We start from the raw sequence: 13,956 nt of genomic DNA, 5'->3' as shown, positions 1-13,956 counted from the left end.
TTTTGGCGTAGGGGCTATTTTTTTTGGGGTTATTACTGTTATAGTCAATAAATTCTATACTTATGCACGTACCAGTAAAAATATTTAGAAAATTTTCGTTTTAGCTGGTTCCCCTTAAGTATGTTCTAAAAGAAAGAGTTGTTCCATAAGAATGAATGGAGTAAAGCTTTTGGATATTGGGGGAAATAAGATGAAATTTTCAAAGCCACTTTTCATCACAGTAGCGCTCCTAATAGCGCTCGTTATCATTGTACCTGCTGCTCTTGTTATTCCGTTTGCGAAAGCAAAGGTAGGGGAAGAAGCAGCTTCTAAAACTCCTCCAGCGATAGAAAGTATACCAGCTCCAGGGAAAGTGGATACAGCGGTTCAAGTGGCTGTATATCGCGAGAAACAGAAGAAGGTAGATACATTACCTATGGAGGAGTATGTGACCGGTGTAGTAGCTTCTGAGATGAATGCCAGTTTTGAAATAGAGGCGCTAAAGGCGCAGGCATTAGCAGCGAGAACATTTGTGGTGCAGCGTATGCTAAGCGGAGGTAAGAAAAACAATGCGGATGTGACAGATACTGTGAAAGATCAAGTGTACAAAAGTAAAGAAGAATTGAAGAAACAATGGGGCAATAACTACGAAAATAATTTGAAGAAAATTGAAGAAGCCGTTTCGAAAACCGCAGGACAAGTTTTAACGTATGATGGCAAACCAATTTCAGCATCATTCTTCTCAACGAGTAATGGCCGGACAGAAAATGCGGCTGATTATTGGGGAAATGATTATCCGTACTTAAAGAGCGTAGATAGTCCGTGGGATCAAGCCTCTCCAAAATTTACGAGCGAGCAAACCTTTACGGTAGCTGACTTTCAAAAGCGTCTCGGTGTGAAAGTACTAGCAGACGGAAAGATTGGTGATATTAAAGGGCGTACAGAAGGAAAACGTGTAAAAGACGTAGCGTTTCAAGGTAAAACATTAACCGGAAGAGATGTACGTGACAAATTAGATTTACGCTCTTCTGACTTCACATGGAAGCAAGAGGGGGATAAAATCATCGTTACAACGAAGGGATTCGGTCACGGCGTTGGCATGAGCCAATACGGAGCAAATGGCATGGCAGCGGAAGGTAAGAAATATACAGATATCGTCGCTCATTATTATAAAGGTGTCGAAATAAAGTCGATGAACGATTATGAGGGAAAGTTGATGGTGAAGAAGTAGGCTGAAAAGAGACCGTCCCAAGAGGTATGTTGGGACGGTTTTCTTTTGTTAGTAGAGAGGTTATTCTTGTCGAATCATTGATATATTAAAAAATCGTCAATGTTCAACGATGACAGAACTCTGTTTAAGGGGTCCATGGATCGCCGGAAGCTATTATGAGGATGAACGTACAGAAGAATCAATGAAAGACGGTTGGCTCCATACAAGAGACATTGTGATGGGTGATTCGGAAGGGTTTATTAAAATTGCTGATCGGACGAAAGACTTAATTAAAAGTGGAGGCGAATGGATTTCTTCCGTAGATTTAGAAAATGCTTTAATGTCGCACGATAAAGTGTTAGAAGCATCTGTTGTGGCGGTGCCGCATGAAAAATGGCAAGAACGTTCCGTTGCTTGTATCGTATTAAAAGAGGGACAAGTAGTAGAAAGAGAAGAGTTGTATGTTTTACTAGAAGCAGAGTTTCCGAAATGGTGGATGCCAGACGATATTTTATTTGTAAATAAAGTTCCGAAAACATCTGTAGGGAAATTCTTAAAGAGAGCGCTGCGTGATCAGCCCAAGACGTATATGGTAGAGCAAAACTAGAGAAGAAGGCTGTCCATTCATTTGGATAGCCTTCTTTTTATAACACTTCATAAAATATCAAAATTTTCCATTAATTGTTTGGTATAATAAGATAAAAACATTTGGGGGAGACAGAATGGCGTTATTGGAGTTGAAACAATTAGGGAAGACGAATCAGTTACCGGCAGTTGAACTGAAGGTTGAGAAGGGGCAATGTGTTGTTTTGCAATGTAATAACCATACAGCTAAAGTGTTACACCGCATTATTATTGGTGAGGAAGAAGCTTCAACTGGCAACGTGCTATTTGAGGGAGAATCGATTGGAAAGAAAAATTATTCTCGCATCGGCTTTTGTTTTTTGAAAGATGAAGCGTACGAACGTCTGAAGGTAAAGGAATACTACAAGTTTTTATTAGGGCTGTATGAATCAAATGTGAGTATAGAAGAAGTAGTACAATTTGTCGGCCTCTTAGATAAATTAAACGTTAAAATAGAAAAATTATCATTTTCAGAGAAACGTCGCCTTCATATCGGGCGAGTTATGATTCATAATCCGGATTTAGTTATTTTGGAAGAGCCAGAGCAAAATGTAGATACAGAGAGCACGATTATTATTCGAAAAGCAATTATGGCGATGAAAGAGAAAGGAAAAGCGATTTTTATTACGTCATCCTTTCTATCGGACGCCCTTTCGTTAACAGAAGATGTATACATATTAAACAATGATGGTGTGAAGAAAATAGAAATCGAACAAGAAGAAGTTGAAGAGGTTGATGAAGAAAAGGTTGTTCAAATGATTCCGCAGATGAAACTTGAAAGAATTCCAGCGAAAGTGAACGATAAAATCATTTTACTAGATCCGATGGAAATTCATTTCATTGAAACGCAAAACGGAGTGACACATATTCATGTGCGTGAAGGTGATTTCGTATGTGCATTAACATTAAGTGAACTAGAAGCGAGATTAACAGGATTCGGGTTCTTTAGATGTCATCGCTCGTACCTTGTGAATTTACAAAGAGTACGAGAAGTGATTACGTGGACTCGTAACAGTTTTAGTTTAATTTTGGATGACGAAAGAAAAAGTTCAATCCCGCTTTCAAAAGGACGAATGGATGAATTAAAAGGCGTGATTGGGCTATAAAATTTGCTCCAATAAGCTCAAAATACGATTCATTCACCGGTAAAAATACTCCTTTTACCGGTATTTTACTGCGTAATTCCTTTGTTTTTCATATGATTGAGTCAAGAAAAGCGAAACAAACAAACGAAAAGCGCTAAAGCGACTTTCATCTATAAAAAGAAAAACAAAGGGGATGACGGGATGACATTGGCAATTGAAATGAAAGATGTAATGAAAAGTTTTAACGAAAAAACGGCACTTCGAAATGTAAACATTGAGGTGAAGCAAGGAGAAATTTTTGGATTCCTTGGACCGAGTGGATCTGGAAAAACGACAACAGTAAAGATTTTAACTTCTCAATTGCTGCATAGCGTTGGAACAGTGAGGGTACTAGGTAAAGATATTACAGGGCCAAGCAGCATTGATTATAAACGAATTGGTATTTTAACAGACAACAGTGGATTATACGAAAGACTTAGCATTTATGATAACTTACTATTATTTTGTGACTTATACGATTGCAAAAAAGAACGAATCGATGAAGTGCTAGCGCAAGTGAATCTATTAGATGATAAAAAAACACCAGTAAAGAAATTATCAAAAGGAATGAAGCAGCGCGTTACATTAGCTAGAGCAATCCTTCATAAACCAGATATCCTCTTCTTAGATGAACCAACATCTGCACTCGATCCAGTAAACGTACAAAACATTCATAAAATCTTAAAAGACTTAAATAAAGAAGGAACGACGATTTTCTTAACGACTCACAACATGGACGAAGCAGAAACGCTTTGTAACCGCATTGCCTTTCTGTGCGGTGGAGAAATTGTAGCGCTTGATACGCCAGAGAACCTGCGCTTGCAATACGCTAAGGATCAAATACAAGTCGTATTAAAAGATAAACAAAAAGAAGTCGTGCAAAAAGATGAATTAGGCGCAAAACGTATTTCAGAATGGATGAAAAAGGGCGAATTACTATCGATTCATTCACAAGAGCCAACGCTAGGCGATATCTTTATTGAAGTTACTGGGAGGGGACTATAATGACATTTTCAATGAGACGTGTATCAGCTATTTTTAGAAAAGAAGTACAAGATTTTAAGACAAATTCACAAGTGTTGTTAATGGCATCTTTACCAATTATATTTGCATTTATATTTAGCAGGTTTGGGCAAGGGAGTGCAGGAGTTGGTATTATTACTTTAATGGCCTTTCTATTCGTTGCAGGGTTTGTTCAATCAATGGTAATTGCAGAAGAAAAAGAAAAACATACATTGCGTGTTTTAATGCTATCGCCAGCTTCTTCTGTTGAAGTTCTTCTTGGAAAAAGTATATTAACAGCATGTTTGACGCTTTGTATTTGTATTGTGAATTTATTCATTCTAGATCAATTCAGTGGCAATCTTGTATTGCTAGGGTTTATTTTCTTAAGTGGAACAATTCTATTTATCGTAATTGGAACAACGATTGGGTTATTAGCTGAGTCTGTACCGCAAACATCACTAATTGGAATGCCGATATTAATGACGATGTATTTAGCTGTACAGTTTGAGCCAATGGTTGAAAATAAAGTAATTAAGACAATGATTGAGTATCTTCCAACATCTCATATGGAAAAAGCAATTAACAGCTTAGTAGAGGGAGCAGGGTTTAGTAGTATTAGTGGGCATGTACTAAATGTTGGAGTGTGGCTTATTATTTCACTTATTGCATGTTTAATCGTATATAAAAAGAAACAAATGGACTAAAAACTGAGCTGAAATGCTCAGTTTTTTCTTTTTTCTATCATTTCCTCGGAAATTTTACAATTCTTATACATATTTTTACAGATTTTGTCGAAAAGTAATTAGTTATACGTTGTATAGGATACGTGAATATTGTTCAAAATGATTGCTGAGGTGATGATGGAATGCGAGGAAGAAATAATAAAAAGTCGCAAAAGGTAGTACATTTATTTCAAAAAAGATGGGTGTTTCCAGCACTGTACATTGCTTGTGCAGCGGTAATTTTAATGGTTGCGCTATGGTTCCAAGGAGCTAATCCGAAGAAGACTCCGAACCAAGATCAAGCAACGCCGTATACACAATCGGAAGATCCAGCAGTACCAGTAACGAAATCTTCAGAAGTAGTGAAAATGCCAGCTGCCGCGAATGCGGAAGTAGTCGTACAGAAGAAATTCTATGAAGATGCAGCAACTGAGGCGGAACAAGAAAAAGCACTTGTCTTTTATAACAACACATATTCCCCAAATAAAGGAATCGACATTGCTGCGAAGAATGGAAAAGAATTCAATGTAGCTGCTGCTTTAAGCGGTACAGTAACGAAAGCTGAAAAAGATTCACTTCTTGGTTATGTTGTAACAGTTGATAGCGGAAATGGTGTAGCAGCTTCTTATCAAAGCTTAGGCAGTGTGAAAGTAGAAAAAGGTGCACGAGTTGTACAAGGTGAAGTATTAGGAAAATCCGGTCTAAGTGCAATGAATAAAGAAGCAGGGTCTCACGTTCACTTTGAAGTACGTAAAGACAATGTGGCTGTGAACCCTGAACGTTACTTAAATAAGTCAGTAGCAGAAATTAAAGCTGATGCAGGTGCTGCAAAAGCAACGAATGCTTCTGGTAAAAAAGCTGATGACAAATCTCAAAAAGAAGAAAAGTCAACGAGCACGAAACCAGAAAATAAAACAGAAGACAAGTCTCAAAAAGAAGAGAAATCAACAAGCGGTTCGACTAGTGATAAAAAAGAAGAACCGAAGAAAGAAGAGAAATCAACAAATGGTTCTACAGAATCATCTAACAGTTCTTCTTCACAAGAATAGAAAAGTGAAAAAATCAGTTCTCACTAGGAGAGCTGATTTTTTTACTTTTATATAAAAATACTCAATTTCGAGAAAAAAGTTGCAATAACAAGGAAAAATGACGAGATTCTCGAATATATATTACAAAAAGGAGGGGATACTGTGTCATTTTTATTTGTTCTGTCGACTGCTATTATTTTATTGTTTGTTTTATTCACTTTATATTATTATATTGCCGGTAAGAAAGAGGTTCCCCACCATCAATTGTTAGAAGAAGAGTTGGAAAGAGAAGAATGACACCTTATATACAAGGTGTCATTTTTTGTGAAGAATAACTTAATAAATAAGATATAGAAAAAATAAAAATTTCCTTATATAATTATTTAGGTTTAGAGTAAAACAAAATTTTCCTATTTAATTTTTAGTAGTATAGTATGTAAGGGAGATTGATTATTGACGTGATTACAAGTTCCGCGAGTGTAAATTTTTAATCTTTTGCTATGCCAGTGACACACTAAAGCTAAAGGTGTGGGTGTATTTAGGTTCTTTATTTTTATAGAGTGAATTTAATTAGAATATCTGGTGAGTTAGTTATCTAGTACCTACAAAGCTATGTAGTATCAATGTATTGTAATGAAATATTGGATGGTTTATAGAAATTTTGATGAAAAAATAAAATTTATTTCTTAGTTGGGAGTGTTTAATATTAAAAATACTATTACTGGTGTGAAGTTTAATAACAAAACAGGTATTCTTGTGGTTACGGGGAAGTTGGAAGGTAATATATCGAATTTAGAACCAAAGATATTATTGCAGGAACAAATTAATAGTGAAGCTTTATTTTTTCCTAAGGTTATCCTGTTAAAGGTAGATTGGGATGGGGAAAATTTTAGTGCGATACTAGATTTTCATGATAAGAGGGAGATTTTGAGTAGTGGGGAGGCATGGGATTTTTATGTGAAGGTCAATAATGATAAATATAAACTTGATATGTTAAACTGTCCTTCTTTTCAGGCTTCTTATTATCCCTTTGAGGACACATTGTTTCAGGCGGTACCTTATGTTACAAGAAAAAATAATTTATCGATTTGGGTTAAACCTAAAGAAATAGAAGTAAAAGTTCATCATGTAGAATTAAGACCAGAGGGATTAATTCTACAGGTGATAATTGTTAATTATTCACCACATACTACATTAAATTATGCAGCTCATTTAGTTTTTAATAAAATAGAAGAGCAGGGAATTGGTGTTCATAATGAATCAATAAAAATAGAAGCCGCTAATAAGGAGTTAGGGGGAAATCTATTTTCATTTTTTATTGCTAAAAGATCAGTTTTTGAAAAAGAAGTTGTAAAGCCCGGCGATACATGGAAAGGTGTCATCGATATATGTGACCTACAGGGGAATTATGTTAGGTTACCGCTAATTATACCTGAGATTTGTAGAATAGATGACCAGTTTTCAGCATTGGCCAATAATAGGTTATGTAAGGCGAAATTCTTAATTGATGATAAAAACTCATTAATGTTAAAAGTGGAACAAACAAATATTAGTATGCAACTGGAGCGTTTAAGTTATGAAGTCGGAACAACTGTTGCACTTTTTGGAAGCATTCAAGGGTTAGAAAATCTAAACGAGCCTTTTCAAATTAATAGGTTATACCTTCGATTAAGAAGCAATTCTAATCGTTTAATACCATATGTTATTGAATTACCCTTTGAGTTAAGCTGTAATAATTTATCAAGTAAGTTTTCGCTGAAATCAGTACTAAATAATTATCGTATAGATGAAGGTGCTATCTGGGGGATATATGTTGAGGTATTAGATAAAGAAACAGGATCTAAAGGAGAGTTCGCTGTTTATACACAAGATAGGGGCGTTAATGAACTTGAATATGAACAAATAATCCCTAATTATGATATAAAGCCATGTTTAGTGGAAGGTAACTCACTGGCATTTAAAGTGAGAAAGAAAGTTATAACACCGGTAACGAACCCAATTAAAATTGCAGTGTGTGGTTCTTGTTATAGTCGTGTAGCGTTTAGTTCTAATACATACTTTAATCCCGATTATAAAGAAAAGTATGATGTAGTACATACGCAATTTCATTCTTCTGTTGTTAGTGTTATGAGTAAGCCTACAAAATTCCCAATTGATTATTTTTTGAATTATACTCAGACACAAATTGATTATATAAAGGATGATTTTGAAAAGGGCTTTTTTGAAAAGATAGAGTTGTTAAAACCTGAATTTTTAATAATGGATTTTTATGCAGATGTTTTTTCTGATTTAATAATTTTTGATGAAGATCATATTATTACGGGGAGTTATTATGTACGTGATTCAGAATATTTATATGAAATTTCAAGAAGGGCGGAAATTTTGACACGTGAAAATGTCGAAATATATCTTTCTTATTGGCATAAAGCTATGGAAAGTTTTTCGCGAAAAATACAAGAGTATATCCCTCAAGAAAGAATCATTTTACAAAGAGCACGTGCTATAGAAACTTTTTATGATAAGGATAAGAAAGTGAAGAAGTTTAAAAATGATAGAAACTTTATTGAACGGAGTAATACACTGTTTGAATATATGGAAAATTATTTGTTACATTTAATGCCTAATATACAAGTAATTGATTTAACGCAATTTGGTTATATTGGTCAATACGACTTTCCTTATGGTGGTGAATCGGTAAATCATTACGAGCCTAACTATTATAAAGAGATGTTGAAAAAGGTAGATGATATAGTTGTTCGGACATTGAACTCTACAAATATGATAACTGTTAAGGGAGAAGAATCATGAAGGTGAAAAATTGGTTTGTAATTATTATATCATTGATACTATTAATTAGTGTCTGCGTTTTTGCATTTAATAAAACTAATAAAAAAGAAGCGGAAAATCAAAAAATTCCTGTTTTAATGTATCATCATTTACTGAAAGAAAATGATAAAAAGGAAAATGGTGTATTTAAAGATAAGGAAACAATTTTATCAGTAGAACAGTTTGAAAAGCAAATGAAGTATTTGAATGACAAGGGATATAAGACCATTACAATGAAAGAATTTGAGGAATATATGAAAAATAAGGGGGAACTTTCCGAAAAAAGTGTCCTAATTACTTTTGATGATAGTTCAAAAACAAATTATACATATGCATATCCGATATTAAAGAAATATAAAATGAAGGCTACTGCTTTTGTGGTTACATCGAGACTAACTGATAAAGAAGAAGTATTTGATCCTAAAAAAATACAACCACTTAGCAAGCATGAAATTAATAAAATGAAAGATGTCTTTGAATTTGGTAGTTATACACATGATTTGTTTAAATTGAGTAAAAACGGTGAAGCCTACTTGGTTTCACAACCAGATTCGGTGGTTAAAGAGGATCTTTCTATGAGTAAATCAATTTTAAAAACGGATTATTTTGCATATCCATTTGGAGAATATAATGAAAAATCTATATCGTTATTAAATGGAATTAAATTTAATTTAGCTTTTACTAATAATCAAGGTTATGCCAATCGTACAAATAAATTAATGGAAATAAAGCGTTTTCCAATATCTCCTGAAGTTGATATGAAGAAATTTTCAGAAGTACTTTCAGGAATTTATAAGGTTCCAGAAAAATAGAATATGAATAGTGAGACGTATTAGTTTTAAATAAGAAAACTAATACGTCTTTTTTATTAGAATGCATAAGGGTATAAAAATATATGTTTTATCTTTCTTCTTACAAACTTATAAAAATATTGAACATGTAGCATATATCAGTAGCACGGGCAATACAATGGTATAAACCAAAGCAAAGAGAGTGTTTGAGGTGAGAAATCGTGAATCATTTCATTATAAATCCAAGAATGTTTAACGCTTACAAACAGCACTCACACTTACTTCTTAGTCATATGCAGCGAGGCTCATTTCACCCTTCTCACATCCAATTTAGGGAGGCGAGTGGTGTGCACGATTACATCAAAGAGAGAACTATCAAGATTGGTAAGTATATCGTGGAGACAAGAAAGACAGTGCGTGTCATTGCAAAGGAATTTGGGGTATCAAAGAGTACAGTCCATAAAGATTTAACGGAACGTCTACCAGAAATTAATCCAGAGCTCGCAAATGAAGTGAAAGAAATTCTTGATTATCATAAGTCTATTCGTCATTTAAGAGGCGGAGAAGCAACAAAACAAAAGTATAGAAAAGAAGATGTAGAAAAGCCGGTACGTCAATAAAGGTACAATCGTGAACATTCCGTTTCGATTCGGTAATATTTTTCAGAAGAATTCTTTTTGCGAATATTACGTTTCTGTTAAATTTATGATAAAATCAGAAATTAGGTGTAAAAGAATTCGGGTGTAACCTGATTTTGAATATCGAGGAGGAAAAAACGGGAATGTTTGCGCGAGATATCGGAATTGACCTAGGTACGGCTAACGTATTAATCCATGTTAAAGGTAAAGGTATTGTATTAAATGAGCCATCTGTTGTTGCAATTGATCGTAACACAGGTAAAGTATTAGCAGTAGGTGAAGAAGCAAGAAGTATGGTGGGGCGTACGCCTGGTAATATTGTAGCAATTCGTCCACTTAAAGATGGTGTAATCGCAGATTTCGAAATTACAGAAGCAATGTTAAAGTATTTCATTAACAAATTGGACGTAAAGAGCTTCTTTTCAAAACCTCGTATTTTAATTTGTTGTCCAACAAATATCACATCAGTAGAACAGAAAGCAATTCGTGAGGCTGCTGAACGTTCAGGTGGTAAAACAGTATTTTTAGAAGAAGAACCAAAAGTAGCCGCAGTTGGTGCTGGTATGGAAATCTTCCAACCAAGCGGTAACATGGTTGTTGATATTGGTGGAGGTACAACAGATATCGCTGTACTATCTATGGGTGATATTGTTACCTCTTCCTCTATCAAAATGGCTGGCGATAAGTTTGATATGGAGATCTTAAACTATGTTAAACGTAAGTATAAGCTGTTAATTGGAGAACGTACTTCAGAAAATATTAAAATTAAAGTTGGTACAGTATTCCCAGGTGCACGTAGCGAAGAGCTTGAAATTCGTGGACGTGACATGGTAACGGGCTTACCACGTACAATTACAGTATGCTCTGAAGAAATTACAGAAGCACTAAAAGAAGACGCGGCTATTATTGTACAAGCTGCAAAAGGCGTACTAGAGCGCACACCACCAGAATTATCTGCGGACATCATCGATCGCGGTGTTATTCTAACAGGCGGTGGAGCTTTACTACATGGTATCGATATGCTTCTAGCAGAAGAACTAAAAGTACCAGTATTAATTGCTGAAAACCCAATGCAATGTGTTGCGGTTGGTACAGGTATTATGTTAGAGAATATTGATAAATTACCAAAGCGTGCTTTACGATAAATATTCAATTAATATTATTTTGAATACTGTAAACCTTGAACAGTTGATTTTATTATCTACTGTTCAAGGTTTATTTGTATTGGGTCACTTTATAGTAAATGTTGAGATTTAAATACTATTTATTTATATATATATCTTTATTTATGTTAGGTGTAAAAAGCTAAATTATTAGTTAGAAAGGTTCAATTTTGTCAGATTTAGTGATATCCTTGTATTTGTAAATTTAAAGCGAACTTTGTAAATTTAAAGCGAACTTTGTTAAAAAATAGTAAAAATAGTAAGTGATTAGGTGAAATAGAATGGGGTATTATTTGATATGGGAGGAAGAAGGGACATAGAAAAATGAAGAAGGTGTTAGTAATAGCACAAAATTTTTATCCAGAAATCGGAAGTGCAGCGAATAGAATAAAGAATATTTATTTGGAATTAAGTGAAAAAGGATACGATGTTACAATCTTGACTACTGATCCAAGGTATCCAAATGAGAATTTATATAAGAAGAAGGAATTTTGGGATGAAGAATCGATAAATAGTGAAGATGTTATAAGAGTAAAACCAAGAGTGAAAAAATACACAAATAATATGCTAAGGAGATTATTTTTGTATTTAGAAATCACAATGCTTTTTATTATGGCTATATTCCGTATGGATAAAAAATATGATTATGTATTTGTTTCAACTCCGCCTATTTTTATTGGTATAGCTGGCTTTTTGGCTAAAAAAAAGTTAAAAGCTGAATTATTATTAGATGTACGAGATTTATGGCCGGAATCCTTGTTAGGAGTTGGAGTTTTTGCAAATCGGTTTGTATTATCGATAGCATATGCATTAGAAAAGATGTTGTATCGTGTAGCTGATCAAATTATTGTAAATAGCGCAGGGTTTATTCCATACCTGGAGTTAAAAGGGGTTAGACGTGAAAAAATATCATTTATGCCAAACTCTTTAACAGAAGAAGAATTACATATGATAGAAACTAAACAAGCTATAACTGATTCGAGTACTAAAACAGTTGAAGTAATTTATACAGGAAATATCGGGTTAGCTCAAGATGTATTAAAGTTGATTGAGGTGGCTGAATATTTACGAGGAAAGGAAAATATTAAATTTAAAATAATTGGTTATGGGTTTAAAAGTTATCAGGTGGCTGAGGTTATTAAAGACAAAAAACTTTCTAATATAGAAATTATTAGAGCAAAAAGTCGTAATAAAACCCTAAAAGAAGTTGCAAAGGCACATATTGCATATGTTAGTTTAGTAGATGAAAAAGTATTTCAAACCGTTTTACCAGGAAAGGTTATTGATTATATGTGTATGAAAAAGCCTATTATTGGAGATGTGTCTGGATATGCCGAGAAAGTTATTAATGAAGCTCAATGTGGTTTGATTTCAAATGATCGAACAGTTAAAGAATTAGGAGAGCACATTATCAAACTAGCTGAAAATGAGATATTACGTAGAAAAATGGGGAACAATGGGCATGAATTTGCTTTCCAATATTTGAGGTGGAAAAATAATATTAAAGTATTAACAAGTTTAATGGAGGAAAATGATGCCACAGAAGAAAGTATGTATGTTCGTATGGAACCACTTCACAAATGATGCTCGTGTATTAAGAGAATGCACGGCTTTAGCTGAAGAGGGTTATGAAGTAGACCTGATTTGTATTCATGATTGGAAACAAAATGATTTACCTAAATGGGAGATGCGAAAAGAAGGATTTACAGTAACACGTGTAAATAATCGACTATCTCTTTTACAAAAAGGCTTGGGTGCAGCAAAACAAGTAAAGCAATTGATAACGAAAAATATAGTTACAATGTTTTTATTTGGAGTAATTGCAGCACTTTGTTTGTGGAAATTCCCAATGATAACATGTTTGATATTGTTATTTGGTGCATTATTTTCTATGGGAAAGCTACGGACATTAATTGTACGCTCTTACATACTGATTCAAATGGTTAAGGTTGGTTTGAAAAAAGAATATGATTTTTATCATTCCAATGATTTAAATACACTGCCACAAGGATGGCTTTGTGCAAAGGTATTTAGAAAAAAGAAATTAATCTATGATTCACATGAGGTACAGACCAGCCGTACAGGATATAATAGTAAAATTTATGGAATTATGGAGAAATTCTTTCTGAAATATACAGATGTGATGATTATGGAAAATCATACTCGTGCAAAATATGCGGAAGATTTATATGGCTTTTACCCTAAGGTCATTCATAATTATCCTTTTGTAACACAACCAGAGGACAGTAATTCGATTAATTTGCATGAAGTGTTAGAGATTCCACAGGAAGAGCCTATTTTATTATATCAAGGCGGAATTCAAGTGGGGAGAGGTCTAGAAAAGCTAGTACAAGCAGTTCCAATGTTTAAAAAGGGCACACTTGTATTTATTGGTGATGGACGTATTAAACCTGAGTTACAGAAGATGGTATTAGATTTAGGCTTGGACAATAAAGTGAAGTTCATTCCAAAAGTACCTGTGAATGAATTATTACACTATACGAAGAACGCCTATTTGGGTTTTCAAGTTTTAAATAACGTTTGTTTTAACCATTATTCAGCTTCATCTAATAAACTATTTGAATATATGATGAGCGGGGTTCCGGTTGTTGCTTGTAGTTTTCCGGAGATACAACGTGTGGTGGAAAATGAATATGTTGGGGTTTGTATAGATTCTCACAATCCAGCTTCCATTGCTGAAGGAGTAAACTATATACTAGAACATCCAGAAGAGAGAGAGAAAATGAGAGAAAATAGCTTCATTGCCCGTAATAATTATAATTGGGAAAATGAAAAAGAACTCTTTATAAAAATATATAAGGATTTGGAATAATATAGGGGAAAAT

General features: G+C 34.1%; 12 protein-coding genes and 1 pseudogene. All 13 read left to right on the top strand.

Annotated elements, in window-relative coordinates:
• The first annotated feature begins 190 nt into the window (after positions 1–190).
• The 13 genes and pseudogenes from spoIID (at position 191) to KZZ19_RS25825 (ending at position 13,943) form a co-directional block, all read left to right on the top strand.
• Positions 191–1,210: a stage II sporulation protein D gene (spoIID, locus tag KZZ19_RS25885; protein ID WP_088098482.1), complete on the top strand. Its 1,020-nt coding sequence runs from the start codon at positions 191–193 to the stop codon at positions 1,208–1,210.
• A gap of 109 nt (positions 1,211–1,319) precedes the next feature.
• Positions 1,320–1,796 (top strand): annotated as a pseudogene (locus tag KZZ19_RS25880) (AMP-binding enzyme); the annotation flags it as partial.
• Positions 1,797–1,911: 115 nt separating this feature from the next.
• Positions 1,912–2,919 (top strand): LytTR family transcriptional regulator DNA-binding domain-containing protein, encoded by a 1,008-nt coding sequence (locus KZZ19_RS25875; protein ID WP_237981219.1) that lies wholly within the window; start codon positions 1,912–1,914, stop codon positions 2,917–2,919.
• A 180-nt stretch (positions 2,920–3,099) separates the two neighbouring features.
• Positions 3,100–3,942, top strand: coding sequence for an ABC transporter ATP-binding protein (locus KZZ19_RS25870; RefSeq protein ID WP_088098480.1), 843 nt, complete (start codon positions 3,100–3,102; stop codon positions 3,940–3,942).
• Entirely contained in the window at positions 3,942–4,646 is a 705-nt protein-coding gene (locus tag KZZ19_RS25865) for an ABC transporter permease (RefSeq protein ID WP_088098479.1), read from the top strand. Before KZZ19_RS25870 ends, KZZ19_RS25865 begins: the two co-directional genes overlap by 1 nt.
• Before the next feature lie 161 nt (positions 4,647–4,807).
• Positions 4,808–5,713, top strand: a complete 906-nt coding sequence (locus KZZ19_RS25860; protein WP_064449566.1) for a M23 family metallopeptidase — start codon at positions 4,808–4,810, stop codon at positions 5,711–5,713.
• Positions 5,714–5,854: 141 nt separating this feature from the next.
• On the top strand, positions 5,855–5,989 hold the full coding sequence (locus tag KZZ19_RS25855; RefSeq protein WP_000008903.1) for a hypothetical protein: 135 nt from the start codon (positions 5,855–5,857) through the stop codon (positions 5,987–5,989).
• A 399-nt stretch (positions 5,990–6,388) separates the two neighbouring features.
• Entirely contained in the window at positions 6,389–8,500 is a 2,112-nt protein-coding gene (locus KZZ19_RS25850; RefSeq protein ID WP_237981220.1) for a DUF6270 domain-containing protein, read from the top strand.
• Positions 8,497–9,330, top strand: coding sequence for a polysaccharide deacetylase family protein (locus KZZ19_RS25845; protein WP_237981221.1), 834 nt, complete (start codon positions 8,497–8,499; stop codon positions 9,328–9,330). The genes KZZ19_RS25850 and KZZ19_RS25845 overlap by 4 nt, the downstream gene beginning before the upstream one ends.
• A gap of 326 nt (positions 9,331–9,656) precedes the next feature.
• Positions 9,657–9,929, top strand: coding sequence for a sporulation transcriptional regulator SpoIIID (spoIIID, locus tag KZZ19_RS25840; protein WP_000544012.1), 273 nt, complete (start codon positions 9,657–9,659; stop codon positions 9,927–9,929).
• Positions 9,930–10,090: 161 nt separating this feature from the next.
• Entirely contained in the window at positions 10,091–11,092 is a 1,002-nt protein-coding gene (locus KZZ19_RS25835; protein WP_000457990.1) for a rod shape-determining protein, read from the top strand.
• Between the two features lie 342 nt (positions 11,093–11,434).
• Complete coding sequence (locus KZZ19_RS25830; protein WP_237981222.1) at positions 11,435–12,694, top strand: glycosyltransferase family 4 protein; 1,260 nt, start codon at positions 11,435–11,437, stop codon at positions 12,692–12,694.
• Positions 12,645–13,943, top strand: coding sequence for a glycosyltransferase (locus KZZ19_RS25825; protein WP_237981223.1), 1,299 nt, complete (start codon positions 12,645–12,647; stop codon positions 13,941–13,943). Before KZZ19_RS25830 ends, KZZ19_RS25825 begins: the two co-directional genes overlap by 50 nt.
• Positions 13,944–13,956: the final 13 nt, after the last annotated feature.

The organism is Bacillus thuringiensis, assembly GCF_022095615.2.
GTDB lineage: Bacteria > Bacillota > Bacilli > Bacillales > Bacillaceae_G > Bacillus_A > Bacillus_A cereus_AG.
The sequence above is the reverse complement of the archived record's forward strand: the minus strand, read 5'-3'. Positions and strand labels throughout refer to the sequence as shown.

What these genes read in the sequence shown, in the direction of transcription:
- spoIID (WP_088098482.1), top strand. Translation starts at nt 191, where the DNA reads ATGAAATTTTCAAAGCCACTTTTCATCACAGTAGCGCTCCTAATAGCG.
- KZZ19_RS25875 (WP_237981219.1), top strand. Translation starts at nt 1,912, where the DNA reads ATGGCGTTATTGGAGTTGAAACAATTAGGGAAGACGAATCAGTTACCG.
- KZZ19_RS25870 (WP_088098480.1), top strand. Translation starts at nt 3,100, where the DNA reads ATGACATTGGCAATTGAAATGAAAGATGTAATGAAAAGTTTTAACGAA.
- KZZ19_RS25865 (WP_088098479.1), top strand. Translation starts at nt 3,942, where the DNA reads ATGACATTTTCAATGAGACGTGTATCAGCTATTTTTAGAAAAGAAGTA.
- KZZ19_RS25860 (WP_064449566.1), top strand. Translation starts at nt 4,808, where the DNA reads ATGCGAGGAAGAAATAATAAAAAGTCGCAAAAGGTAGTACATTTATTT.
- KZZ19_RS25845 (WP_237981221.1), top strand. Translation starts at nt 8,497, where the DNA reads ATGAAGGTGAAAAATTGGTTTGTAATTATTATATCATTGATACTATTA.
- KZZ19_RS25835 (WP_000457990.1), top strand. Translation starts at nt 10,091, where the DNA reads ATGTTTGCGCGAGATATCGGAATTGACCTAGGTACGGCTAACGTATTA.
- KZZ19_RS25830 (WP_237981222.1), top strand. Translation starts at nt 11,435, where the DNA reads ATGAAGAAGGTGTTAGTAATAGCACAAAATTTTTATCCAGAAATCGGA.
- KZZ19_RS25825 (WP_237981223.1), top strand. Translation starts at nt 12,645, where the DNA reads ATGCCACAGAAGAAAGTATGTATGTTCGTATGGAACCACTTCACAAAT.